The sequence below is a fragment of the Ruegeria sp. BI12 genome (assembly GCF_056537985.1).
The window spans coordinates 295,283-320,408 of record NZ_JBQFSL010000003.1 but is presented as its reverse complement, the minus strand read 5'-3'; the positions used below and the strand labels follow the sequence as shown (position 1 = coordinate 320,408).

Sequence of the window (25,126 nt, the reverse complement as noted above, 5' to 3'; positions counted from 1 at the left end):
TGGAACGAGGCTGGATTTTGACACCCTGTCAGGTGCGGCTAGCCTCCGATGTTTTTAGCGCTGAATTCATCGTCTATGTCGTTTGCAGTGATTTTTCACTCTACGGCTGCAGGTTCGCGTTTCTTGAATTGCTGGTCAAACAGATTACGGAACTGACCATCGAGTTCCATGAGCTCATCTAGGTTGCCCTGTTCTACAACTGCCCCATCCTGAACCACCATAATTTTGTCGGCTTCAAGAATCGTCGACAGGCGGTGCGCGATTACGACGACGGTCATACTTTGTGTCAGTGCATCCAGTGCCGCTTTCACAAGCGCCTCTGATTCTGCGTCCAGTGCGCTGGTTGCTTCGTCCAACAGCAATATCTCGGCATTGCGCAAGATAGCGCGAGCGATGGCAATACGTTGCTTCTGACCACCGGACAGGAAGGCGCCGTTTTCCCCGACATGCGTATCGTAGCCGTCGGAAAGCTCGCATATGAAGTCGTGAGCATGCGCCGCTTTCGCGGCCTCGATGACCTCATCGTCCGTTGCATCAGGGGCCGAGCAGCGCAGGTTTTCCATCACAGAGGCGGAAAACAGAAAGGTGTCCTGGCCCACATAAGATATTTTGCGTCGAAGAGACGAATAGCTGGCATCTTGCAGGTTTTGGCTATCTATTTCGACGCTTCCCTCATCGGGATCGTAGAACCGCATTATCAGACCAAAAATAGTTGACTTTCCGCCCCCGGATTGGCCAACTAAGGCAGTCGTTTTCCCTGCCTCGAATGTCACGTTCATACCTTCGATCACAGGAATTGAGCCCTGGTAGCCGAAAGTGACGTTTCGAAGGGCAATTTCGCCAGGGCCATCAAGTAAATCGCGTGCCTCGGGGTTCTCTTGCATTGTGTCTTCTTGGTCAAGTAAGCCAAATAGCAATCCCACGCCGACCATGGCAGCTTCAATCTGGACACGCATTTTCGACAATCGTTTAGCGGGTTCATAAGCCATCAACAAAGCAGTGATGAACGACATCAACTGACCGGCTGTTGGCTGTTCACTGCCTGCAATCCCGAGCGTGCTGACAACCAGAACGCCTGCAACCGCCAAACCTGCCAAAAACTCCATCAACGGACTGGCGATCGATTGCAATCTGGCAATGTCATTGGAACGCTCTTCGACCTTAAGGATGGCTGTCTCCATTCGGTTGATCATTCGATCTTCAAGCGAGAACACCTTGATCACTTTGATGCCGGCGGATGTCTCCTGTAGGACGCGGATAATTTCTGCCAATGACTTGAACTCGGCCTGCATGATCGCCCGGACACTCTTTAGGAGATATCGAACACCCAGCAAGGCAATCGGACCAACTATGAAGAACATGACCGATAGGACAGGTTGCTGATACACCATGACGACTACGAGGCCCACCAGCGTCAGTGCGTCACGAACAAAGCCGGTGACGACAACATCAATAAGCGTACGCGCCGCTTGCGCACCATGCGTTGTTCGCATGAGCAGATCGGACGATTCGTTTTCAGCAAAGAATGAAACGCCGTGTCGCAGCAATTTGCGATAAACCCGGTCTTGTTGCATCGCAATAATCCGGTTTCCCGCACGCGCAAGATAGATGGATTGGATGTAAGAGGCGACCGCCTTGGTCAAAAACAGCAGAACAACGCCGAACGCGATCGCAACAGCCCAGTCCCGCATTTCAGGACTGGTCATGGCATCTACGATGTATTCCATCATGAAGGCAGAGCCAGCGGTGGTCGCCGCAACGGCGATCATTGCAACGATGGCAACGGCATAAAGATGACCTTGGGCAAAAAAGCTCTCGGTGATGAGGCGGCCCATATAGCCTGATCGCCATTCGGTCCAGGCACGCTTAATCATTGCATTCTCCAGATCATGAAATCATGCGCTCGCTCAGATAACCTATAATCTTTCCGGCCTAAAGGGCAGATCAAACGACGCTTCACAGGTACCCAATCAACAGGTCGCGCAGAGGCTGCGTCAGATAAGGGCTAACTTTGCGTTGTGCAAGGTTTTGATGACCCATTCGGAGAGGTGGCGCCGTGGATTGTTGGCTTTTCGGCTGGTTTCCAGGGGGGCGCTTCTGGGGCAAAGTTTGAATTTGTCTACACAACTTTTGAGCGTCCTTTACGAATATCCTGCGACGTGAGATCCCTCAGTCATGACGAAACCTATGAGGTGTTGGCAGAAAGCCGCGCTACCTCGATTGATAAGGTCATGCGATTTTCTTTTTTCTTTCATTGTGATATGTATAAGGGTGAAGAGATTGGAAGCTCTGATATTGTGGGGCAGATAGCTGTAGTGTGAGAGTAACGATTGAAATTCAGCGGTTTTTTGCCGCAGGAACTCCTTGACGCGTCATGGGAAAAAGATAGACCTTTTGCGCTTGTGCTTGGTAAATACGGCTCATAGTAACGTGGCGCAAATATAAATGGTATTGGAACAGTGTCGATTAAGGCTGTCATTCTGAGTTTGCCGAAAGATGTTGAACGGCGACGTTTCTGCGAAAGCGAATTTGCCCGCTTTGGCTTGAACCATGAATTTTGCGACGCCATTGCCGGAGATCAACTGAACAACTCTGAGTTGCGTCATCTGTATGACGCAGACATGAACCGGATCAAATTCAAACGTCCTCTCAGCCCTAACGAAGTCGCTTGCACCCTGGGGCACCGCCAGATTTGGCAGGAAGTTGCGGACTCTTCCGACTATGTGAGTCTTGTTTTGGAAGATGACGCAACTTTCGTTCAGGATCCCAGGCCTTTTTTTAATGAACTGGCTGAATGCGGCGAATGTTTCGAAGACGTCATGATCAAGATCGACGGCGTGTCAGGCAACAATGGCCAGGTTATTAAATCCGTTGCAGATCAGGATCTTGTCTTGTCAGATCGTCTGCCACCGAGAACCACAGGTTACATTATCGGCCGACGCGCAGCTGCCCGGTTATTGGCGATTGAGGCCCCGATTGCGCGTCCCATCGACATCGACCTAAAATTCTATTGGGAACACAATGTGCCAATCCTCACGCTGGGCGAGCAGATGGTCGCAGAGCGCAAAGAGACAGACAGCACAATTGACCCCTGCCGCAGCAAGATGAAACCCGGCTCGCCTATGGCCAGGTTCGTTCGAAACTTAATGTACCAGACAAAGTACACGTATGGACGGTTGAGCCATCCGTTGAACCCAGACATGATAGAAGGGCTTGGCCCGTTGATGCAGGCCGGAAATCGGGTTCGGAACCGCGCATGAAGAATAGCCTTGTGGTTGTCCGTGCGGGCAACAAGTCATTGCACCACCGGTGGCAGGAAATTCCCTATGAAGATCGCAACTTCGACCTTCTGATCAGCTATTTCTCGGACGAGGCTTTTGCTGCTTTCAAACCTGAGCCAGGCGTCGAGGCCGTGCTGGTGAAGGGCGGCAAGTGGGACGGGTTATTCAAGACCCTCGCAGATCGTGACCTTGATCAGTATGACTACTATTGGCTGCCCGATGACGATCTGGATATCAGCGCTGCAGACGTAAATGCGCTGTTCGATGCCATGCAGCTTCACGGCTTGCGCATTGCGCAACCATCATTGACCCCAGAAAGCTATTTCTCGCATTTTGTGTTCAGCCAATGCCCGGGGTTTGTACTAAGGTACACGAACTATATCGAGATCATGGCCCCGTGCCTGCACAAAGATATCCTGAAAAAAGCACTGCCGCTGTTTCAGGGTACGATGAGCGGGTATGGCTTGGACTATATCTGGTGCCGCTGGGCTGAGGCCGGCGCGTTTCGAACAGCAATTTTGGACGAAATTGCGATGCATCACACAAGGCCGATTGGAAAGAACCTGAAAGTTGCGATGGCTGAGTCGAACAACCTCAGTTCGGAAGAGGAAGAGGCCGTCCTAAAGCAGATGTTTGATCTGTCGCGGCGTACCGTTCCTGTCGTTTTTGCCGCGATCCTGCAGGGTGGGCAGCCAATCTCGGGTCGCTTGCAGTTGGGGTGGCATATGTGCCGGGCATGGATGTCGGTCCTGCCTAAGTTCCGCAGTGCCAGTGAGGCGCGGTCCGGAATTTTCAAGATTGCACGCCGTCAGTTGATCAAACCCCTGGACATGACGACAATTTCGCTGAAACGGGAAAGTACCTGATATGCGGTTTTTGATGGTGGGGGCCGGTCTGTCCGGTGCCGTGATCGGTCGCAAGCTTTCTGAACAGGGGCACGTCATTACAGTTGTGGACAGCCGCGACCATATCGGCGGCAATTGCCACACGGAACGTGATGCCGATACCGGCGTCATGGTTCATGTCTACGGGCCACACATCTTCCATACTGACGATGAAGAGGTCTGGCAGTATGTGAACCAATACGCCAACTTCCTGCCCTATAAGAACCGGGTCAAAACCACGTCCCAAGGGCAGGTCTACTCGCTGCCAGTGAACCTGCATACGATCAACCAGTTCTTCGGCAAGACCATGCGCCCGGACGAAGCGCATGCGTTTATCACCGAAGAGCAGGCCGACACATCCATCACCGACCCGCAGAGTTTCGAGGAACAGGCGATGCGGTTCGTCGGTCGCGATCTGTATGAGGCGTTTTTCAAAGGCTACACGATCAAGCAATGGGGCTGTCACCCGTCCGAGCTGCCGGCGTCGATCCTCAAGCGCCTGCCAGTACGGTTCAACTACGACGACAACTACTTTTTTCATAAATTTCAGGGCATGCCCGAAAACGGCTATACCGACATGATTGCCGGTATACTTGATCACCCTGGTATCACGGTGAAGCTGAATACCACTTTCGATCGCGACATGGCGGATGGTTTCGATCACGTGTTCTATTCTGGCCCGCTGGATGGCTATTTCGACTACGAGCTTGGGCGCCTGGGTTATCGCACGCTTGATTTCGAACGGTTCACCTATGAGGGCGACTATCAAGGCTGCGCGGTGATGAATTATGGCGAGGAAGAGGTGCCCTTTACCCGGATTACCGAACATAAGCACTTCTCGCCATGGGAAACGCATGACGGCTCGGTCTGCTATCGCGAGTTTTCCCGTGCTGCTGGTCCGGACGACATACCGTATTACCCGATCCGTCAGCTAAAGGAAAAAGCGCTGCTGGGTGAGTATGTTGCGCTTGCTGAAAGCACGCAAAACGTCACGTTTGTCGGTCGTCTGGGAACCTATCGGTATCTGGATATGGACGTCACGATCCGCGAGTCGCTGGATACCGCTCAGGCCGTGCTGTCCGCAATCTCGGCAAAAGAACGTTTAAAACCGTTCTTCGTTCCAGTTCTTTGACGCAGGTTTGAATGCGCCAACTCAATTTATGTTGGCGCGGGTTCGGGGAAACGCGCGCGAGTGCGGTTTGCAAATGCGACCAATGACAGCATTACCGGAACTTCAACCAGAACGCCGACAACCGTTGCCAGTGCCGCGCCCGAGTTCAGGCCGAACAGGCTGATGGCCACAGCGACAGCCAGCTCAAAGAAATTGGACGTACCAATCATTGCGCAGGGTGCGGCGATCCGGTGTGGCACCTTTAGGGCAAATGCTGCGCCGTAAGCCAAGGCGAAGATACCGTAGCTCTGGATCAGGATTGGTATGGCGATCAGGACGATCACCATTGGTTTGGCCAGGATGGTTTGCCCCTGCAGACCGAAAAGGATGACGACGGTGGCGATCAGGCCCATGACCGACCACGGTTTGACGCGTGCGGAAAACGCATCGATTGCCTCCTGCGATCCCAGTTTGCGTCGGGTGAAGAGGCCGGCGATCAGCGGCAATACGACATACAACACAGTTGCCAGGACCAGTGTCTGCCAAGGGACCTGGATGTCAGTCACGCCCAGCAGAAATGCCACGATGGGGGCAAATGCCACGACCATGATCAGATCGTTCACAGATACCTGCACCAATGTGTAAGTCGCGTCGCCCTTGGTGAGTTGTGACCAGACAAAGACCATCGCGGTGCAGGGCGCGGCACCCAGCAGGATCAGCCCGGCGGTGTATTGTGCGGCGTCTTCGGGTTTAATCCACGGTGCGAAAACGTGGTCAAAGAACAAAACCGCCAGAAAGGCCATTGTGAACGGTTTGATCAGCCAGTTGACGACGAGCGTTACGATCAACCCGCGCGGTTGGCGTGCAACGCCTGCCACCGCACCGAAATCGACGCCGACCATCATTGGATAAACCATCGCCCAGATCAAAAGAGCCACGACCAGATTGACACTGGCCACTTCGGCCGAAGCGATCAGTTGGACCAGGCCGGGTACTGCCAACCCGATCAGCACGCCGCCAACCATGGCAAGTGCGACCCAGACAGTCAGGTAGCGTTCGAAGATGCTCATGGATATGCCTTTTTTGTCTGATCGGTCAATTTGCCGGACGTCAGTGCGGCCAAGGCGACCATCGCGGCTGCGGTGCCCAGAACCAGTGAAAGTCCACCGATTTGATATGTCAAACCAGATAAGACTGTGCCGACAAGGCGGCCCGTTGCATTGGCCATGTAATAAAAGCCCACATCCATTGTCACCCGCTCGGACTTGGTGAAAGCGAGGATCAGGTAGGAATGCAGTGATGAGTTGACCGCGAAAATTGCCCCGAAGGCCAAAAGGCCGACGACCAGCGTGGCAGTCAGCCATGCCTCGGGACCGGATGACAGCAGAACCGCGATGGTCAGGGACGCGGGTACGCAGAACAGCGCCGCGGCCCAGTTTCGGGCCGCTTGGATCAGGTCACCTTCGGTCCGTTCACTCGCGCGCAGGATTTTCGGTGCAGCGGCCTGAACGGCCCCGTAAAGGATCACCCAAACAGCCATGAATGTGCCGATCATGAAAAACGCAGCGCGGTTGCCCTCTTCGGTGCCGTCCGAGAGTACGGCATAAAAGTAGATCGGGATGCCGACCACGAACCAAACGTCCCGTGCACCAAACAAGAAGACTCGAGCAGCTGATAACCAATTCACGTTGGCGGATTTCGAAAAGACCTCAGAGAATTTGGCGTCTTTGCGACCCTCGGGCAGGCCGGGCGGCATGAACAGGATGACGGCGACAAGAATCAACGCCAGTATCACCGCCATTGCGAGAACGGCCCACATAAAACCCAAGGTAGCCAGCAACGCAGCCCCAAGCAGAAAGCCAAGCCCCTTAACGGCGTTCTTTGACCCGGTTAAGGCCGCAACCCAGCGGAACAGCCCCCCGCCGTCAGTTGGGGCCAACAGTTTGACCGCGGATTTTGAGGACATCTTGGCCAAGTCCTTGGCGACTCCACTGGCCCCTTGCACGATCATCACAAAGACAACTTTGGTCGGAATCGCCCAATTAGGGTCTAATTGAGTGAGAACCAACAGCGCCCCAACCTGCAATGTCAGCCCAGCATAAAGTGTCGATGTCAAACCGAACCGGGCCGCGATCCAACCCGCGGCAAGGTTCGTGCCGATGCCGGCGATCTCATAAAGTACAAACAGATATGCCAGTTGAACCGGCGAAAACCCCATCGTGTGAAAGTGCAACAGCACCAGCATACGCAGGGCCCCGTCGGTCAGCATAAAGGCCCAATAGGCCGCCGTGACCGCGATATAGGCCGACAGTCCTGCGGGCCGTTGGGTCACAGCGAAGCACCCACCATCAGCGCGACATCGACCAAGCGGTGCGCATAGCCCATTTCGTTGTCGTACCAGGCATAGATTTTCACCTGTGTGCCATTGACCACCATGGTCGAGGGCGCATCAACAATCGAAGACCGTTCGTCATTGGTGTAATCGGTAGAAACCAGCGGCCGCGTCTCATAGCCGAGGATGCCATTCAGATCACCGTCAGCAGCGGTTTTGAATAACGCGTTGACCTCTTCGACGGTTGTCTCACGCTCAACCTCGAAAACGCAATCGGTCAACGACGCGTTCAACAGCGGCACGCGCACGGCATGCCCGTTCAGCCGCCCTTTGAGTTCCGGGTAGATCAGCGTAATCGCCGTGGCCGAACCGGTGGTGGTTGGAATCAAAGAGTTCAACGCCGAGCGCGCCCGGCGCAGATCTTTGGCGGGGCGGTCCACGATGGTTTGTGTGTTGGTCACGTCATGGATCGTGGTCATCGACCCATGGCGAATGCCCAGGTTTTCGTGGATGACCTTGACCACAGGTGCCAGGCAATTGGTTGTGCAGGACGCCGCCGTTACGATGCTATGGGCAGCTGGATCATAAGTAGTCTCATTCACGCCCATGACGATGTTGGCAGCCGGGCCATCCTTGACCGGGGCCGAGACAACAACCTTCTTCACACCAGCTTCGAAATACGGCGCCAATTTGGCTTCGGTCTTGAAGACACCGGTGCAGTCGATCACCACATCGACGCCGTCCAGCGGCAGTTCAGACAGGTCTTTGGTGCCGATAAATGGCAGACGGGTTCCGTTGATCGTAACGCTGTCGACATCATGCTCGAACGTGGCGTCCCAACGCCCATGCACAGTATCAAACTCCAGAAGGTGTGCGTGCATTTCAGGATCGCCAACCGCGTCATTGATCCATGCAATCTTTGCGCTTTTGTCCAACAACGGCTTCAGGGCCAGCTTTCCCATCCGGCCCAGCCCGTTCACAGCATAAGTCGTCATTTGATGTCCTCAGTGGGTGTCCTGCCAATATCATCAACAGCAGATTGCAATGCGATCCGGTCGAGGCTTTCGACCGGCAAAGACGTAAAGGCCTCGATCCGGCGCTTGAGTGCGCCGTAGGCGTTTTGAAAGGCCAGGCTTTTCTCGGCATCCGTTCCTGTGGCATTTACCGGGTCGGGCATTCCCCAATGGCCGCTGATTGGCTGGCCTTCCCAGGCAGGACATTCCTCGTTTGCGGCCTGATTGCAGACGGTAAAGACAAAATCCATCTCGGGCGCGTCGGGCTCCGCAAACTCGGACATATGTTTGGACCGCAGGATAGAGGTGTCATGCCCCTTGTCGCTCAGGACCTGCAAAGCGAATGGGTTGAGCTGGGACGTGGGTTGGGTACCGGCCGAATAAACGTTGAACCGGTCACCGCCCAACTGGCGCAGCAAAGATTCCGCAAATATCGAGCGGGCAGAATTGCCCACGCACAGAAACAAGACATTGAACTTACGATCTGTCACCGTCTCACTTCCCTGAGCAAAAGGCATGCAGATATCCGGGCGACCACGGCAGCAATCAACGATCAGATAATCAAGCATCTGCTGCACGTTTTTCATTTCTACCGAATAGAGCAGGGACGTCCCGGAACGTTCCTGCTTGACCAACCCGGAACGCTGCAGCGCGTTCAGGTAATTGGATAGAGTGCTGGCCTTCAGGTCGAGCTCATCCGCCAACTCTCCCGCAGGGACGCTGTCAGGAAAACGCCGGATCAACATGCGAAACACAAGGATGCGCTGCGGATGACCCAGGATGGCCAATTGGTTTGTTATTCGTTCTATCATATTTCATGAAATATAGAAATAATACAAATCAGTCAATCTAAACGACGCAGCAACGGAGACGAGGCTAAGTACTTTGCAAGGTTGGTTTTTTTGTAGCAGTTCAGGAATGGAGTGGGATGCCAGCGATTTGCGCTGTCCGAATCATCATCACGCGCATTGAAAGCGTCCACGGCTAACGAGACTTGCACGCATCAGCACTAGGGTTTAAGGACACCATCGCTTGCCTCAATAGCTCAGCTGGTAGAGCAGGTCCTTCGTAAGGACAAGGTCGGGGGTTCGAGTCCCTCTTGAGGCACCATATTTGAAGATAAGGCGCTGTAATTTAATATTTTTTATAGTGTGTTATTGTGTATCCCCTGTTATTTTGTTGATGGATATGCGCCCCGATTTTCTTGCCATCGATTCCCTTGATACGCATTCCTCTAATATGTTTGATGATGGTGAATGTTGGTTTTTGTTAGAGTTAGGGCTGTGAAAAGGTCCCAACTAAGACGGGCACGCCGACCTAGGTTCTGCACTTATTAACGAGGTTAGGCTCCGACGGCAGCCTTCATGAACAACAGGCGTTAATCGAAATTGGGCGCCTGACCGATCTGCGGATGGAGCTGTCGTTGCCCTTCAGGGTGTTAGCTGGCGTGGCATCTGTGAGCAATTGCAGATCGACAGCTTCATGAAAACATGATGGCCAATCGCTCAACAACTGATGCACTTGTCAATCATGATTGTGTGACAAGCCAATCCTCAACTTCTCGAACCTCAGAACGTGTCCTGCTGGTATGCTGGATATCGATAAAGTAGCCATGGGTTGGGGCTATACGCTCATCAAAAATCCGAACGACTCTGTTTTCCGCCAGATCCTGGTCGATCAGTGGAAGCCAGCCAATGATTGCTCCCTGGCCTTCGGCAGCGCCGCGCAGCAGCACGTTTGCGTCCTCGAAGATCGGCCCGTACAGCAGATCGGCTATTGAAACGCCCATTGCCTCAAACCAGTCCCGCCATCCCCAGTGATTTCTTTGATGCAGAAGGGGCAAGGTTAGTAGATCCTTTGGGTGATCGATAGGTCCTCGTGTAATGACAAATTCTTCGGATGCTATGGCGACCGGGCTAAGCTCAAGCAGCTTGATTGCACCTTCTGCCATGTCGGCGATGCGGTCCCAGCGGATTATGATATCGACATTCTCGCGTTCGTGCGCGCCGGGATAAAGGGCTGGCACCACTTCCAATTCGATCTCGGGATGGGCTTCCCAAAAATCACTAATCCGCGGCATGAGCCAGCGCGCCGTAAAGATCGGTCCCGCCGAAACTCGCACCGCTTTGCGTGCGCTTCGATGCATGGATTGAACCGCACTGTCCAACAGGCCAAAGGCCTGACTGGTCGCATGGGCCAAGCGCCTGCCTTCAGCTGTCAGGGTGACATCACGACCCTCGCGCCTGAATAGCTTGACGCCAAACTGATCCTCCAATCCGCGAATATGATGACTGATCGCAGTCGGGGTCACAGTTAGGTCCGCCGCGGCTGCTCGAAAACTGCCATTCCGGGCGGCGGCGTCAAAGGCACGTAAAGCTGTAAGGGAAGCAGTCACGGCAATCCAATAGATGAGTTTTTCTCATTCATTGCTGAGAATGTTGCTTTTGTAAACTCTGCTATTTCCGGGGCAGGATAGGGCTGCATAAACCTGAGCTCATGAATCGATGACCATGGCAAACCGTCGGCGCGGTCGTAAAGACCGCTTAAAGCAAGTCTCGGAGACTGGCCCGCAGCCACCGGTATGGCCAGGGGTGATTGGTGGGCGTCTTAAACCGCTCTTGCCTGACGAAGAAAGTATGGTCGAGGAAGCCGCATATAAGCTTCTTGAAGACCTAGGGCTTAGTCAGGCCATTCCCTCGATGATCGAAAAAGTCACTGCTGCTGGCGGGGCCATGACGGATGATGGTCGGCTGTTGTTCCCGCGCGCGCTGGTGAAATGTGCGATGGACGGAGCGCAGCGGGGGTTCACCTTATGTGGCCAGCGTCCCGAGAACGACCTGAAGATTGAAGCCGCCCGCGTGCATATGTCTACCGGCGGCGCGGCGCCTGGCGTGTTTGATCTCGACACTCATGAATATCGAGATTCGACATTGCAGGACCTCTACGATGCAGCGCGGATCGTGGACCGGATGGACAATATTCACCACTTTAGCCGATCGGTTGTGGCACGCGATGTCGAAGACAACGCGTCGATGGATCTGAACACCGCTTACGCCTGTCTTACGGGCACGTCCAAGCACGTTTCGATTTCGGTTACCGAGCCGCAGAACGTCGCCGATATTGCAAGGCTTTGCTATGAAATCGCCGGTGGCGAAGAGGCATTTCGTGCCCGTCCCTTCCTAACGATCATGGTGTGCCATGTGGTTCCGCCCATGCGTTTTGCCGAAGAAGCCTGTGAGGTGCTGGAGTTGGCAATCAAGGCCGGGTTCCCGGTGCAGCTGATCAGCGCCGGACAGGCCGGGGCCACCAGCCCGGCAACGATTGCCGGATCGCTGGTGCAGGCGGTAGCGGAAACGCTGGCAGGTCTGGTCTTTGCGCGTTTGGTCGATCCAAAGGTCAAGGCGATTTTTGCCCCTAAACCCCTTGTGGCCGACCTGCGCACCGGGTCGATGAGCGGCGGCGGAGGCGAACAGGCCATCCTGATGGCCGGTGCGGCGCAGATGGGACGGCGTTGGGATTTGCCGACCTCTTCGATTGCCGGGATCACAGATGCAAAACGGCTGGATGCCCAATATGGGGCCGAGAAATCGCTGGCGGTGACAATGGCGGCGCATGCCGGATCAAATATCATTACCCAGGCCGCCGGTATGATGTCGAGCCTTTTGGGGGTGAGTCACGCGGCCTATGTCAGCGACAATGACCTTTTGGGTAACATCCTGCGCACTGTACGCGGCGTCGAAGCAACACCCGAAAATATCGCCGCTGATGTCATCGCAGATGTCTGTCGGGGTGAAGGGCACTTTTTGGGTGAGCAACACACATTCGGCCGAATGAAGTCAGATTACTTCTATCCCGAGATCGGCGATCGGCGCGCGCCTCGCGACTGGCAAGATGATGGTGCTCAGCGGATTGGCGACGTTGCGCGGGAGAGGGCGAGAGAGATCCTGAGTACGCATTTTCCCAGCCACCTGCCGGACGAAGTGGATCGCACGCTTAGGATGAATTTTGATATCCGCCTGACACGGGCACAAATCGGACGGCCGGAATGATGAACCAAGATCTTAGCACCCGCGCCCGCGCGAGCCTGCCAGGCGGTGTCAGCCATGAGCTACGATTTCGTGATCCGCACCCAATATACATTGATCGCGCGCTAGGTGCCGAAAAGTGGGACGTTGAAGGACACCGCTATATTGATTTCAAAATGGGCAGCGCCAGTCAGATGTTAGGGCATTGTCACCCGGCAATTGTGGAAGCGGTGCAGAGACAGGCCGAACGTTCGATTTTCAGCGCGGACTGCCACACCCAGGAAATTGAGTGGGCCGAGTGGGTCAACCGGGTAATTCCTTCTGCCGAACGTACACGTTTCACTGCATCGGGTACGGAATCCACGATGCTGGCATTGCGACTTGGGAGGGCATATTCGGGCAAGGATCACGTGCTGCGTGTTGAGGGCCATTTCCATGGTTGGCATGATCACGCATTGAAAGGGGCAAGGCCGGGCAGCGATCAGGCGCCGTCTTTGGGTATCCCGGATGCCATCAACGATCTGATCCATATCTGTGCAGCCGATCCTCAGGCTATGGAAGGCGCGCTACGGGATGACCGTATTGGCACGGTAATCATTGAAGCCTCGGGCGCGAATTATGGCTGCGTCCCCTTGGCCACCGATACCTTGATGGCGCTGCACGACGTTGCGCGTGCCGCCGGTGTTGTACTGATCTTTGATGAGATCATCACCGGATTTCGCTGGTCGCCTGGTGGGCGTCAGGCACGCGACGGGATCGTACCCGACCTCACCACTTTGGCAAAAATCGCGACAGGCGGTTTGCCCGGTGGCGTGATTTGTGGTCGCACCGAAATCATGGAGCTTTTGAACAATGCAACCGTGCGAGGTGGTTTTGGGCCTGCGGTCAGCCACAAGGGCACTTTTAACGGCTCGCCCCTGATTGCGGCTACAGCCTGTGCCGCGATTTCGCTCTTGGCCAGCGGCGAGGCGCAGGCGCAGGCCGATACCATGGCCGCACGCATGCGCGATGGTATGAATGCCGCCATGAAGAGGCGGGGCATCGCGGGCATTGCCTATGGCGACAGTTCGGTTTTCCACGTGTTTTTCGGCCGTAGCAGTCTGGATGGACTTAGCCCTGCCGAAATTAGGGGGCTACCGAAACCCTTGGTCAAAGCCTATCGCGACGGCATGCTGACGCGCGGCGTGGATATGATGGCCTATACTTCTGGTTTGACCTCAGCCGCGCATACACCCGAACTGGTTGATGAAGCGCTCTGGGCCTTTGACGACACTTTGTCGGATATGATCCGCGACGGAGCATTGCAATGACCCTCCCGTCCTCCGCCCGCACCGTCGTCATCGGCGGTGGCGTTATCGGGTGTTCCATCGCCTATCACCTGGCCCGCGAAGGGCGCAAAGATATCGTGGTGCTGGAGCGTTCGAAACTGACGTCAGGCACCACATGGCATGCCGCCGGTCTGGTTCGGCGTTTGCGCCCGTCGGCGACGCTGACGAAATTGATCAACTACTCGATTGACCTTTACGGCGAGTTGGAAGTTGAGACCGGACAAGCCACTGGCTGGACACAAACGGGATCGCTGACGCTGGCGACCAATGAGGACCGACTGACCAACATCAAACGGCAGGTATCGCTTGGTCGTGCTTTTGGGCTGGAGGCCGAGGTGGTCGATGCCGCCCACGCACAAGAACTTTGGCCGTTGATTGAAGTGGACGACGTGATCGGTGCCGTTTGGTCGCCTGCTGATGGGCGCGTGAACCCGTCAGATGTGGCGCTTGCCTTGTCCAAAGGAGCCAAGGCGCGCGGTGTGAAATTTTTCGAAGACACCCGTGTGACCGGGTTGCAAAAGAAAGATGGTCGCATCTCGGGCGTCGAAATCGGTGAGTACGTGATTGAGGCCGAAGAGGTCGTGATCGCCAGCGGTCTCTGGTCGCGCGAAGTGGCTGAAATGGCTGGTGCGCATATGCCGCTTTATGCCTGCGAGCATTTCTACATTCTGACGAAGCCGCTGGCCGAGGTACAAGCGTTAGGCAAAGGTGTGCATCTGCCAACGCTGAACGATCAGGACGCTTATCTTTATGCCCGCGACGATGTTGAGGGCTTGCTGGTCGGCTCGTTTGAGCCTCATGCCAAGGGCATTTCTACGCGCGATCTGCCTACGGATTTTTCATTCGATCTGCTGGATGAGGATTGGGACCACTTCATGCCGATGATGGAGAATGCGCTGCGCCGCATTCCCGCTCTGGAAACCGCCGAAGTGCGGATGCTGCTGAACGGCCCCGAAAGCTTTACACTCGACAGCCAGTTCATGTTGGGGGAAAGCCCTGAGGTGCCGGGTCTCTTCCTGATGGGGGGCATGAACTCTACCGGGATCGCTTTGGCTGGTGGCGCGGGCAAGGCGATGGCAGAATGGATCATCGCCGGCGAGCCGACGATGGAACTGAACGAAGCTGATATACGCCGTTTCAGTCCCGAAATGAACGTGTTGGGCGCGCTAGAAGCCCGCATTCCCGAGGTGCTGGGTCGGCACTACGACAATCCCTATCCGGGTCGGTCAATGGACACTGCGCGCGGTCAGCGCCGCTCGCCAATTCACCAGGGGCTGATGGCCGCGGGCGCGCGTTTTGAAGCGCGAGGGGGCTGGGAACGCGCCATGCATTTTGGTGGAGATGCAACGCACCTGCCACTCACCTTCGCCGCACCGAAATGGCGCGGTCAGGTGAAGCGGGAAGTAGACGCCTGCCGCAATGGCGCGGCCATTCTTGATCAATCCGCCTTTGGCAAGATCATGATACAGGGGCCGGACGCCTGCGCCTTTCTCAACCGGCTATGTGCCGCGCAGATGGACATCGCCGAAGGGCGCATCGCCTATACCCAAATCCTGAATGCGCGAGGTGGTGTTGAAAGCGATCTGACCGTGCAACGTCATGGCCCGGCGACTTATCTGATGATCGTCGGCGCGGGCGAAGTTGTCCGTGTCATGAAACGTATGCACGACACCAAAGGTGACTTCCGTGTCGAGTTTACCGATGTGACAAGCGGCTATGCCGTGATTGGCCTCGCCGGGGCTAAAGCGCACGACGTATTGCAGGCCACCAGCAATGCGTCAGTACCTGACCTCAAACGCTTTGGTTTTGCGCCGGTCGAGATCGGGTTGGCGCGCGGTTGGGCTGGTCGTCTGAGCTTTACCGGTGAAGTGGGGTATGAACTTTATGTTCCTGCTGACATGGCCATGGCCGCGCATGAGGCGCTTGTCGTGGCAGGTGCCTCTCATGCGGGCCTCTTTGCCAGCGGCAGCTTGCGGATCGAAAGTGGGTTTCGTGCCTTCGGCCATGAATTGACACCGGGCACAACCCCGCAAGAGGCCGGGTTGGGTGCGTTCTGCGCTTTTGGCACCGGCTTCGTAGGTGAGGAGGCGCTGATTAAAGCGGGTCCACCCAAGCGTCAGATCGTTTCGCTTATGTTCGATGACCCGAACGCGATCCCGATTCATGATGAAGCGATTTACTATGATGGCCGCGTCGTTGGACAGATAACTTCTGCGGCGTGGAGCTATCGTTTTGACCGCTCTGCTGCGCTGGCGATGATAAACGCGCCGTTGGATCTGATTGCGGGGCATGACGTTGTGACGGGGTTCGAGGTGGAAATCGCCTGTACCCGCTATTCCGCAAAATGTTCGCTACAACCCGCCAAGGAGGCGTTTTGATGTCGCAGACGGCACGCACGACCCGCGTTGCGATCATTGGCGGCGGTATTATGGGCGTTGCGGCCCAGTTCCAACTCGCTGAAAATGGCTGGACCGACACGATCCTGTTTGAAAAGGCTGAACTGACCAGCGGGTCCACATGGCACGCAGCAGGGCAAATTGCCCATGCCGTGGGCAGCCGTGTTGCAGGCTGGATCAACAAGACCTCGATCGAGACCTACAAGCGCGTCGAGTTGGAAACGGGGCAAAGCATCGGTTGGCATGAGGTCGGTGGGTTCCGCATTGCCACAACCGATGATGAAGTCGACTGGATGAAATCGATCATGGGCGTCGGCAGATTGCTGGATCTGCCGATGGATTTGGTGGGGCCGGATGAGGTTGCGAAAGGCAACCCGTTCTACAATGTCGATAACGTTAAAGCTGCCGTACGAACCTATGAGGATGGGCACATAGACCCGTCTGGCGTGACGATGGCACTGGCCGCTGCTACCCGTGCTCGAGGGGCAAAGATCGAGCGGCACAATCAGGTTCTGGGTGCCAGTCGCAGGGGCGATATGTGGCTGCTCAAGACCCAAAAGGGCGACGTATTGGCCGAGCATATCGTGATTGCCGCCGGTTCCTACGCCAATCAGGTCGGCGAATGGTTCGGGCTCAAGATCCCCTCGGTCTCTTGCCTACATCACTACCTTGTCACCGACACAGTGCCCGAATTCGAAGGCCGCCCGGAATTGCCGGTGATGCGCGACAACTCTTATGGTGGCTATATCCGGCAGGAACAGAAATCCGGATTGATTGGTATTTACGAGGGCCATGTTTGCCCGACCGTTTGGGAAATGCCTGAAGGCGCGCCATGGGCCGCCGAGAACGAGCTGTTTGCTGCGGATTACGACTCGATTGGCGATTTCCTGATGGTCGCTTTCGACAAGATGCCGATCCTGGCCGAGCTTGGAATCAAACGCGTTGTGCGCGGCGCGATCACCCATACGCCGGATGGAGGAATGCTGGTCGGGCCTTCTGGTGCGCCCAATGTCTGGCTGTCTTGTGGCTCATCCATTGGTCTTGCGTGGGGCGGCGGTGCTGGCAAAGTACTGGCCGACTGGATGGTGCACGGCGAAACCTCGATCAACACGCGCAGCCTTGATCCCCGCCGTTACGGAGATTTTGCATCGGATCATTACATCGTTGAGCGCACCAAAGACGAATTCATGCGCCGTCATGACACGCCGTGCCCCGGAAAACAGTTCAATAGCTTGCGCCCTGTGAACCGGCATCCTCTCTATGATCGGCTGGCTGCCAAAGGGGCGGTGTTTGGTGAGATTGCAGGGTGGGAGCGTCCGCGTTACTTCGGGGATGTCGGTGAAGTTGAGAAAATCGGTTGGGGCCATCAGCCCTGGCATGAAAATGCGCTGGCCGAGGCAAAAGCTACCCGTGAAGCCGCTGGTGTGATCGACCTTTGCGCATTCGCCCAATTCGAGATCACTGGCAAGGATTCGGGCAAACTGTTGGATCGCCTGTCTGCCAACCGTATCCCTTGCAAAAACGGGCGGATGAGCCTCAACCATCTGTTGACCGAAAAGGGCCGGTTCGAGACTGAGATCACCATTTGGCGTATGGATAAGGATCGCTATTTCACAGGCTCCCCAATTGCTCGCGCTAACCCGGATTTCGCCTGGATACAAAGCCATATCCAGCCGGGTGAAGACGTGCAGATTGTTGATCACAGCGCCGATTGGGGAATGCTGGCTATGTCAGGCCCTGCTTCGCGGCGCATTTTGTCTGAACTGACAGAGGCCGATCTGTCCAATGCAGCTTTCCCATGGCTTTCAGGGCAGGAAATCACGGTCGCCCAGGTGCCCTGCTATGCGTTGCGCGTTTCATTCGTGGGCGAATTGGGCTGGGAACTTCACGCCCCGCTGGAGCGCATTGCAGACATCTATGATGCTCTGTTCGAGGCAGGTGCCAAGTTTGGACTGGCCGATCTGGGGTCCTATGCTTTCAACGGATTGCGGATGGAAAAAGCTTATCGCGCCAGCGGTGAAATGACGACTGATGTCGGTCCGCTGGATGTTGGGCTTGAAAGGTTCATCGTGGCCAAGGATCGTGATTTCATCGGCAAGGACGCGATGCTGGCGCGTAATCCGGAATGGGAGCTGCTTTATGCAGAGCTTCATGCTGACAGTCTCGATATTTATGGCGGAGAGCCGGTCTTGTTGAAAGACCGGATCGTAGGTCTGACCACGTCGGGTGGCTACGGCTACACGGTGGGCAAATCGCTCGGGTGGCTCTTTGTAAAGAAAGGGACGCCGCGCGCAAATCTTACGGTTCAGATTTTGAATGATGCTTATCCGGTGACGATACATGACGCCCCGCTGTTTGATGCCGACAACCTGCGCCCAAGAGCCGAGGACTGAGAGATGACTAATATATCCGGCGGCGAGGCCGTCTATCGCGTTTTGAAGGCCAATGGGATCGACACTGTGTTCGGCCTCTTGGGTGGATCAATGTTGGAACTTTATGACGCGCTATATCAGGGCGGAGAGATTGCCTATGTCGGTGCGCGCGATGAACGCGCGGCGGGTCACATGGCCGATGCTTGGGCGCGTATGACCGGCAAGCCAGGCGTGGTTTTAGGCGCGCAGGCCGGTCCCGGCGTGGTGAATATCGTGACTGCCGTGGCCGAGGCACATCTGGCCTATTCGCCGATGGTTGTCATCGCGGGCGCAATCACCCGCGCGGATCAATGCAAGGACACGTTTCAGGAGGTCGATCAGGTTACCCTCTTTGCACCGATCTGCAAACGCTCGGTGATGGTGACAGATCCTTCGCGGCTGGCTCCGATGCTTGAGGATGCGATCCGTCTGTCCAATACCGGTCGCCGAGGCCCCGTTGTGCTGCATGTCCCACGCGACCTTTTTGCTGAAGAGATCCCCGCCATTGATCCCAGACCGCTACGGATTGCGCGCCCGGGTCCGGCCGCGCCTGCTGACGTCACCACCATTGCCGCGTTGCTGGCCGGGGCGGAACGCCCGGTGATCTTTGCCGGAGGTGGTTTCAAATGGGGCGCGGGTCGTGATGCGCTGACCGCGCTGGCAGAAACACTTGAAGTGCCCGTTGTGGCCTCGACCGGCCATGCAGATGTGATGCGCCATGGCCACCCCTGGTTTGCCGGACAAGCCGGACCGCGCGGCAACCGCGTGGCCAGCCGTCTGACGAAAGAAGCAGATGTGATGGTCGTGATTGGCGCTCGTCTTGGCTTCAATTCAACCTTCCATTCCAACGACTACGTTGGTGCAGATACTCGCATCGCGCATGTTGATGTCGAAGGCTCTGCCGTTGGTCGATATTTCCCTGCTGAAATCGCGGCTCAAGGTGACGCGCGCCTTACGGCCGAAGCGCTGACCGATGCAGGCCATAGGCCAAATTGCGACGCATGGCGCGAGAGCTTCAAGGCGGATATGGACAGTCTTTGGGCTGAACGGGCCGAAGAGGCCCTGATCGAAACGCTGCCCTTGCACCCTCGCCGCGCTTTGGCGGAGCTGCGCAATGCCTTACCTGAAGACGCCATTGTTACACTTGATACCGGCAACACCTGCCTTCAGGCCGCGGATCGCCTGGCCCATTACGAACCAATGTCACTGATCACACCGCTGGATTTTGGTCTAGTCGGCTTTGGTCTTGCCGCAGCGATCGGCGCAAAAGCCGCGGCCCCTGAGCGTCCGGTTGTTGCGATCATGGGCGACGGTGCTGTTGGTTACACTATGATCGAGATTCAAACCGCCATTTCGCACAGGCTTCCGATTACCGTCGTGGTGCTCGACAACGAGGCATGGGGCGCTGAGAAAGCCTATCAGCAAGAGTTTTACGGGGGCCGCCTTTTGGGCGCGGAAATAGAAAGCCCCCGCTTTGACAAATTCGCCGAACTCTGCGGTGGCAAAGGCATTTGGGTTGACGGCCCCGGCGGTATGGGCCCCGCCCTGCAAAAGGCTATCGCATCGGACCAAACCACTGTTATCCAAGCCAAGATCGATCCGGGCGCGCTCATGACGCTGCGCAAGGACCTGTTCAGGGCACCGCGGAATGGGGCAAAGGCATGAGCGCCTGGGCTCCATTATCATCGACGCTGGTAACACGGATCTTTGTGCCGCGCACGCAGCCCGAGAAAAGGGCGCAAGCGTGTTGATGCTGGAATGTTCGTCCGAGGCTTAAAACGGACGGTCTCACTCGATCAAAGTTTCGACTTGACCTATGATGAATAGAGATAAAGAAAATCACCTGTTATGTGAAATCTGCTCAGGTTCAAATGGCAGAAGGCCCCTTTCTTGATTTGCGTCATCTGAAGATGATCCGCGCGATTGCCGAACACGGGCGTGTCAACGATGCGGCCGAGGCTTTAGGGGTCACTTCGTCGGCTCTTTCGCATCGCATCAAAGAAGCCGAGCGACGGTTGGATCTGGTTCTGTTCACGCGCATCCACAAGCGCCTGCGCATGACCCCGGCGGCAGAATATCTTGCCGATGTCGCGGATCGCGTTCTGACCGAAATGGACCGGGCCGAGCGCGATGTTCGGCGAATGGACCGCGGTGTGGAGCATGTTGTGCGCATCGCGGTCGAAACCTACAGCGCGTCGCATTGGTTGCCCGATTTCATCCGCTATCTGCGAACGCGGCTACCGGGAATTGAGCTTCAGGTCATGGCAAGCGTGACGCGCAAACCTGTTGGCGCACTTGCAAACAGGCACGCCGACATCATTGTGACGTCAGAGGAGACAACGCCCATTGGAACGCATTGCATTCCATTGTTCAGGGACGAGTTGCTGTTCATCTTCGCACCAGATCACCCGCTTGCCGCAAAAACTCATATCGAAGGCAAGGACATCGAAGGGGAAGACTTCATCACCTACGCCCTGACCCCTGAGCCGGATCGTGAATTTGCCCGGTTGTTCCGCCCGTCCGGGCGCTATCCACGCTGGACCACAACGGTAGAGATGCCCGAAGCCATCGTCGAACTTGTGGCCGCCGGTCAGGGCAGCAGCGTGCTTGCTGGCTGGGCCGTGCGCCCGGCCATCGAAGCTGGACGTATAGTCGGCCTGCGCGTCGGCAAGGACGGAATCGAAGTGCCTTGGGTCGCAATGATACGATCCGAAGACAAGGGCACAGGCCCCATTCTGGAAGTCGCCCAAGCTCTTGCGCGCTGGTCTTCGGCAAACGGCGGGTTCGGTTAGGACCGGAGCCTCTCGTTTTTTGGATCGTACACATGGTGAGAATGACGCGTTGCCGCGCGCATCTCGCCGAAAGCCTGAACCAAACAGTCCTCTCCCATCTCGAGCGAACCATTTTCAACATAGCCGAGCGCCAACAACTTGCCGGTTCGATAGCCCATCGAGACCGACGTCAAGTAACCGATGACCCGCCCCTCTCGGATGATCGGGTCGGATGGCAATGGCTCTGGCCCGAGATCGGTGATCTCCAACCCGATAAAGGCCCATGCAGCTTCCTGCATTGCCTGTTCTTCAACGGCCTGTCGACCGGTGAAAGGCTTGGACATGTTCGCGAATCTGGAAAGACCAGCATCGAACAGCGTGTATTCAACGCCAAAGTCCGCGCCCCAGCCGTGATACCCCTTTTCGACGCGCATGGCATTAAGCGCGTAAGAACCGAAATTGCAGATGCCATGCGGCTTGCCCGTCGCCCAGATCGCATCGTAAAGGGCCACCAGATCTGACGAGGCGACATGTAGCTCCCAACCCAACTCGCCCGCGAAGCTGACCCGCATGGCCGTGACCGGCATACCTGCGATCTCGATTTCGGCCAGGCTCATCCAGGGTGCATTGGCCGCGCTCAGGTCATCGGCAGTGAGGCCCTGCAACAGATCGCGGGATTTCGGACCCATCACCAAAAGCACGCCATCGCGAGCGTAACCCTTGGTCAAACGAACATCGGCATCGCCGCAAGCGGTCGAAATCCAGTCGAAGTCTCGATCAACAGCCAGGGTAGGGCCACACAAGAGAAATCTGTCGTCGGCCAAACGGGCAATTGTCGCTTCTGACCATATGTGTCCCTTGGGTGTCAGTATATAGGACAGACGCACCCGACCGACAGGCGGCAGCGTTCCGCAGACAACTTTATCAAGCACCTTGGCCGCGTCGGGCCCATCCAGGGTGAATTTTGTGAAGCCGCCATGGTCCATGATCCCGACTCGATCACGAACCGTTTCGCATTCAATCCGCACGGCATCCTGCCAAGGCTCGTGTCCGAAGCTCAAAGCGCTTGGATCGTTTGTCTTGCCCAGATCGAACCAGAATGCCCGTTCCCAGCCGCCGATTTGTCCCATGACCGCGCCCTGTTCGACAAGTTGCTTATAGAGCGAGGTCTTGTTGAGCGGTCGCCCAGAATCCATATGACGATGAGGATAGGGGATCGCATATTGCAGGTCATAATGCTCGGACGCGCGTGCCGCTGCATAGTCTTGCGTGGCCCATGACCCGAACCGGCGGGGATCCCAGGCGGACAGATCCCATTCGGTTTCGCCTGTCGTCAGCCATTCGGCCATGGCTTTGCCAATGGCCGCTGAATGCGTGATGCCAATCTGAACGCCTGTCGCATGGTAGAAGTTTCGAACACCTGCGGCGGGCCCTACAAGGGGAAGTGCGTCAGGCGAATAGGGGATCGGGCCATTAACGAAACGCTGGGCACCCGCTTCGGCAAGCAGAGGCACATGGGCTGAGGCCGCTTCGAACACCGCCATCATCCCGTCGATATCATCTGCAAACAACTGATGGTCAAAGTCCTGAGGAACCCCGTCTTGCCAGACCGGGCGGCCTTCGTGGGCATAGGACCCGAGCAACAAGGCGTTTCGTTCGCGCCTGAGGTAAAAGCGCATGTCGGGGTCTCGGATCAAAGGAAACGTGTCGGTGTCCTTCTCGAGAACCGCCAGAGGCGATGTCACCATATATTGGTGTTCAAGGGTGACGACAGGCACGTGCAACCCCGCCATTGCCGCAATCCGTCCGCCGCTTGAGCCCGCCGCATTTATCACGGTTCCCGCGACAATGGTGCCAGTCGATGTTTCAACCACCCATTCCCCCGACGCATGCTGTCGCAATCCTGTGACCGGCGTGAACCGATGAACCTTTGCACCTAAGTCACGGGCGTGTTTGGCTAGTGCCTGGGTCAACTGGCTGGGATCGATGTCGCCCTCATAGGGATCAAATATCCCACCATGGATTGTATCATCCGCCTGCCAATAAGGATGCATCTCTTCAATCTGTGACGGCGTCAGCATCGACAGCTCAAACCCCGCCGATCGAGACACACCGCACAGGTGTTGGAATAGTTGCATCCGCTCAGGCGTGTGAGCAGGCCAGATAGCGGATGTATGCCGATAGGTGATCGGCGCGACCGGGTCTTTGGCAAGCTCCTTGTAAAGCTGCCAGGCATAGTTTCCGGCGCGCATGCCCAACCACGAGTTAGCGTAAGTGGGAATATTGCCCGCGGCATGCCACGTCGACCCCGCAGTCAGTTCATTCTTTTCAAGTACAACGGCATCGGTGATGCCTGCCTTAGCCAGATGGTACAGGATGGCAGAACCAACTGCGCCTCCGCCAATGACAACAACCTCTGCATGGCTTTGCATTCAGTGCGACTCCAACAGTCTACCAAAACCAGTGATCGGATCGGTTATGCCGACGGCGCGCAGCGCTTGCCAATAGACCGCCGCATTGCAGGCCACGATTGGCTTGCCGTGGGTGTCTTCCAACGCGCCGATCATGGCCACCACGGGCAGCGCGGTTCCGACCTGAAGGATAACATCGCAATCCGAGGAAGCGACTTCAGCAAAGACGGACCGGATATCGTCCAACGGAGTTTCACAGATGGCAGGAAGCGAGGGCGCTTCGGTGCCCTTGATCGCGACCACCTCGAACCCGGCGTTTTCAGTGTTTGCTTTCACCACAGCATCGACTTCAGCGTTGAACGGCGTGACAATGCCAACACGCGTCGCCCCAAAGGCGCGCAACCCCGCATAATCGGCCTGCGAAGCGCCAATCACCGGTACGCCGACCTGCTGTGCGATATCTTCGCACCGCGCCTTCAGTTTGTCCGGCCCGCCGGGCCCTGCGTCGGTTGTCAGGCCGATGGCGATTGCCGACGGCGCACAGTCCATCAACTTTGCCGCTTCGTCGGGCAGGTCATCCGACACCGCATCGCCCCCCAAACGAAAGCGCTGCATCTGGTTGGTCACACCCTTCGGTCGCAGCAATTCCAACTCGGGCTGGACCACGGTATTCATCGCAGGCGTCATGACGCCAATTACGGCGCGAGGGGCAAGGGTGTCAGCCATTCTCAGTCTCCTTCAGGAATTGGTTCAGTCCGATCATGCCACCGACATAGATCATGTCACCGACGGTCCTTTCCATTTCATCAGCGACCCCGGGGGCGCAGTCGAAATGGCTTTCCCAGATGCCCAGAGTTTGGCCGGTATGGGTGATCGGAATGAATCGATGCGTGGACACGTACCCGGTCACGGGAAGCGCACTTTCGAGGATGTCATAGGTATAGGAATGATCGGTATCAGAATGGGCCAACAATGTTTCCCGGAACACTGTGCCATCGGCGATGTCCAGCTTGCGGATGGTGCCGGTGGCGGTCGGTGATCCGTTCTCCAGGCCAACACCTGCCACGCCCGGATTCCAATGCACTACACCGTCAAAGGCGCGAACGGCCGCCCAGACTCTGTTTATGTCACTGTCGATGACCATACTTCTGAAGACGTGCATG

At 56.4% G+C, this 25,126-nt stretch carries 19 protein-coding genes and 1 tRNA gene; 11 read left to right on the top strand and 9 right to left on the bottom strand.

Translation table 11 applies throughout. From position 1 onward, the window contains the following. Positions 1–95 precede the first annotated feature (95 nt). A complete protein-coding gene (locus ACR0AK_RS20475; protein ID WP_480794772.1) occupies positions 96–1,874 on the bottom strand; it encodes an ABC transporter ATP-binding protein in 1,779 nt (592 codons plus the stop codon). A 144-nt stretch (positions 1,875–2,018) separates the two neighbouring features. Between ACR0AK_RS20475 and ACR0AK_RS20470 the strand changes: the two genes are divergently transcribed. From ACR0AK_RS20470 to glf, 4 genes are all read left to right on the top strand, one after another. Continuing rightward, positions 2,019–2,321, top strand: a complete 303-nt coding sequence (locus ACR0AK_RS20470) for a hypothetical protein (protein WP_480794771.1) — start codon at positions 2,019–2,021, stop codon at positions 2,319–2,321. Positions 2,322–2,459: 138 nt separating this feature from the next. Then, on the top strand, positions 2,460–3,260 hold the full coding sequence (locus tag ACR0AK_RS20465; RefSeq protein WP_480794770.1) for a glycosyltransferase family 25 protein: 801 nt from the start codon (positions 2,460–2,462) through the stop codon (positions 3,258–3,260). Continuing rightward, positions 3,257–4,147, top strand: a complete 891-nt coding sequence (locus ACR0AK_RS20460; RefSeq protein ID WP_480794769.1) for a hypothetical protein — start codon at positions 3,257–3,259, stop codon at positions 4,145–4,147. The genes ACR0AK_RS20465 and ACR0AK_RS20460 overlap by 4 nt, the downstream gene beginning before the upstream one ends. 1 nt (position 4,148) lies before the next feature. Continuing rightward, the gene (gene glf / locus ACR0AK_RS20455; protein WP_480794768.1) at positions 4,149–5,297 is read left to right on the top strand and encodes a UDP-galactopyranose mutase; all 1,149 of its coding nucleotides are present in this window, start codon (positions 4,149–4,151) and stop codon (positions 5,295–5,297) included. A gap of 26 nt (positions 5,298–5,323) precedes the next feature. Here the strand turns inward: glf and arsB are convergent, their stop codons facing one another. From arsB to ACR0AK_RS20435, 4 genes are read right to left on the bottom strand one after another with little or no spacing between them, the layout of a single operon-like run. Beyond that, positions 5,324–6,346: an ACR3 family arsenite efflux transporter gene (gene arsB / locus ACR0AK_RS20450; protein ID WP_480794767.1), complete on the bottom strand. Its 1,023-nt coding sequence runs from the start codon at positions 6,344–6,346 to the stop codon at positions 5,324–5,326. After that, positions 6,343–7,608 carry an organoarsenical effux MFS transporter ArsJ gene (gene arsJ, locus ACR0AK_RS20445; protein ID WP_480794766.1) on the bottom strand — a complete coding sequence of 422 codons (1,266 nt, stop codon included), beginning with the start codon at positions 7,606–7,608 and terminating at the stop codon, positions 6,343–6,345. The genes arsB and arsJ overlap by 4 nt, the downstream gene beginning before the upstream one ends. After that, complete coding sequence (locus tag ACR0AK_RS20440) at positions 7,605–8,603, bottom strand: ArsJ-associated glyceraldehyde-3-phosphate dehydrogenase (RefSeq protein WP_480794765.1); 999 nt, start codon at positions 8,601–8,603, stop codon at positions 7,605–7,607. Before ACR0AK_RS20440 ends, arsJ begins: the two co-directional genes overlap by 4 nt. Next, positions 8,600–9,433, bottom strand: coding sequence for an arsenate reductase/protein-tyrosine-phosphatase family protein (locus tag ACR0AK_RS20435; RefSeq protein ID WP_480794764.1), 834 nt, complete (start codon positions 9,431–9,433; stop codon positions 8,600–8,602). The genes ACR0AK_RS20440 and ACR0AK_RS20435 overlap by 4 nt, the downstream gene beginning before the upstream one ends. Positions 9,434–9,655: 222 nt before the next feature. Here ACR0AK_RS20435 and ACR0AK_RS20430 point away from each other — a divergent pair. After that, positions 9,656–9,731: transfer RNA gene (locus ACR0AK_RS20430), tRNA-Thr, on the top strand. A 418-nt stretch (positions 9,732–10,149) separates the two neighbouring features. Here ACR0AK_RS20430 and ACR0AK_RS20425 read toward each other — a convergent pair. Beyond that, positions 10,150–11,016: a LysR family transcriptional regulator gene (locus ACR0AK_RS20425; RefSeq protein WP_480794763.1), complete on the bottom strand. Its 867-nt coding sequence runs from the start codon at positions 11,014–11,016 to the stop codon at positions 10,150–10,152. Between the two features lie 109 nt (positions 11,017–11,125). On the opposite strand from ACR0AK_RS20425, the gene ACR0AK_RS20420 reads away from it, so the two are divergent. From ACR0AK_RS20420 to ACR0AK_RS20395, 6 genes are all read left to right on the top strand, one after another. Continuing rightward, positions 11,126–12,670, top strand: coding sequence for a trimethylamine methyltransferase family protein (locus ACR0AK_RS20420; RefSeq protein WP_480794762.1), 1,545 nt, complete (start codon positions 11,126–11,128; stop codon positions 12,668–12,670). Further along, positions 12,670–13,956, top strand: coding sequence for an aspartate aminotransferase family protein (locus ACR0AK_RS20415; RefSeq protein ID WP_480794761.1), 1,287 nt, complete (start codon positions 12,670–12,672; stop codon positions 13,954–13,956). The genes ACR0AK_RS20420 and ACR0AK_RS20415 overlap by 1 nt, the downstream gene beginning before the upstream one ends. Then, positions 13,953–16,352, top strand: a complete 2,400-nt coding sequence (locus ACR0AK_RS20410) for a GcvT family protein (RefSeq protein ID WP_480794760.1) — start codon at positions 13,953–13,955, stop codon at positions 16,350–16,352. Before ACR0AK_RS20415 ends, ACR0AK_RS20410 begins: the two co-directional genes overlap by 4 nt. Further along, complete coding sequence (locus ACR0AK_RS20405; RefSeq protein ID WP_480794759.1) at positions 16,352–18,763, top strand: FAD-dependent oxidoreductase; 2,412 nt, start codon at positions 16,352–16,354, stop codon at positions 18,761–18,763. Before ACR0AK_RS20410 ends, ACR0AK_RS20405 begins: the two co-directional genes overlap by 1 nt. A 3-nt stretch (positions 18,764–18,766) precedes the next feature. Further along, complete coding sequence (locus ACR0AK_RS20400) at positions 18,767–20,446, top strand: thiamine pyrophosphate-binding protein (protein WP_480794758.1); 1,680 nt, start codon at positions 18,767–18,769, stop codon at positions 20,444–20,446. Positions 20,447–20,652: 206 nt separating this feature from the next. After that, on the top strand, positions 20,653–21,573 hold the full coding sequence (locus ACR0AK_RS20395; RefSeq protein ID WP_480794757.1) for a LysR family transcriptional regulator: 921 nt from the start codon (positions 20,653–20,655) through the stop codon (positions 21,571–21,573). Here ACR0AK_RS20395 and ACR0AK_RS20390 read toward each other — a convergent pair. From ACR0AK_RS20390 to ACR0AK_RS20380, 3 genes are read right to left on the bottom strand one after another with little or no spacing between them, the layout of a single operon-like run. Continuing rightward, the gene (locus tag ACR0AK_RS20390) at positions 21,570–23,984 is read right to left on the bottom strand and encodes a GcvT family protein (protein ID WP_480794756.1); all 2,415 of its coding nucleotides are present in this window, start codon (positions 23,982–23,984) and stop codon (positions 21,570–21,572) included. The genes ACR0AK_RS20395 and ACR0AK_RS20390 overlap by 4 nt on opposite strands. Then, the gene (locus ACR0AK_RS20385) at positions 23,985–24,689 is read right to left on the bottom strand and encodes a maleate cis-trans isomerase family protein (protein WP_480794755.1); all 705 of its coding nucleotides are present in this window, start codon (positions 24,687–24,689) and stop codon (positions 23,985–23,987) included. Then, positions 24,682–25,125: an SRPBCC family protein gene (locus ACR0AK_RS20380; protein WP_170561614.1), complete on the bottom strand. Its 444-nt coding sequence runs from the start codon at positions 25,123–25,125 to the stop codon at positions 24,682–24,684. The genes ACR0AK_RS20385 and ACR0AK_RS20380 overlap by 8 nt, the downstream gene beginning before the upstream one ends. Position 25,126 lies beyond the last annotated feature (1 nt).

Coding starts and splice junctions, on each gene's coding strand:
- ACR0AK_RS20475 (WP_480794772.1), bottom strand. CDS start 1,874: ATGATTAAGCGTGCCTGGACCGAATGGCGATCAGGCTATATGGGCCGC.
- ACR0AK_RS20460 (WP_480794769.1), top strand. CDS start 3,257: ATGAAGAATAGCCTTGTGGTTGTCCGTGCGGGCAACAAGTCATTGCAC.
- glf (WP_480794768.1), top strand. CDS start 4,149: ATGCGGTTTTTGATGGTGGGGGCCGGTCTGTCCGGTGCCGTGATCGGT.
- arsB (WP_480794767.1), bottom strand. CDS start 6,346: ATGAGCATCTTCGAACGCTACCTGACTGTCTGGGTCGCACTTGCCATG.
- ACR0AK_RS20440 (WP_480794765.1), bottom strand. CDS start 8,603: ATGACGACTTATGCTGTGAACGGGCTGGGCCGGATGGGAAAGCTGGCC.
- ACR0AK_RS20435 (WP_480794764.1), bottom strand. CDS start 9,433: ATGATAGAACGAATAACAAACCAATTGGCCATCCTGGGTCATCCGCAG.
- ACR0AK_RS20420 (WP_480794762.1), top strand. CDS start 11,126: ATGACCATGGCAAACCGTCGGCGCGGTCGTAAAGACCGCTTAAAGCAA.
- ACR0AK_RS20415 (WP_480794761.1), top strand. CDS start 12,670: ATGAACCAAGATCTTAGCACCCGCGCCCGCGCGAGCCTGCCAGGCGGT.
- ACR0AK_RS20410 (WP_480794760.1), top strand. CDS start 13,953: ATGACCCTCCCGTCCTCCGCCCGCACCGTCGTCATCGGCGGTGGCGTT.
- ACR0AK_RS20405 (WP_480794759.1), top strand. CDS start 16,352: ATGTCGCAGACGGCACGCACGACCCGCGTTGCGATCATTGGCGGCGGT.
- ACR0AK_RS20400 (WP_480794758.1), top strand. CDS start 18,767: ATGACTAATATATCCGGCGGCGAGGCCGTCTATCGCGTTTTGAAGGCC.
- ACR0AK_RS20395 (WP_480794757.1), top strand. CDS start 20,653: ATGGCAGAAGGCCCCTTTCTTGATTTGCGTCATCTGAAGATGATCCGC.
- ACR0AK_RS20390 (WP_480794756.1), bottom strand. CDS start 23,984: ATGCAAAGCCATGCAGAGGTTGTTGTCATTGGCGGAGGCGCAGTTGGT.
- ACR0AK_RS20385 (WP_480794755.1), bottom strand. CDS start 24,689: ATGGCTGACACCCTTGCCCCTCGCGCCGTAATTGGCGTCATGACGCCT.
- ACR0AK_RS20380 (WP_170561614.1), bottom strand. CDS start 25,125: ATGCACGTCTTCAGAAGTATGGTCATCGACAGTGACATAAACAGAGTC.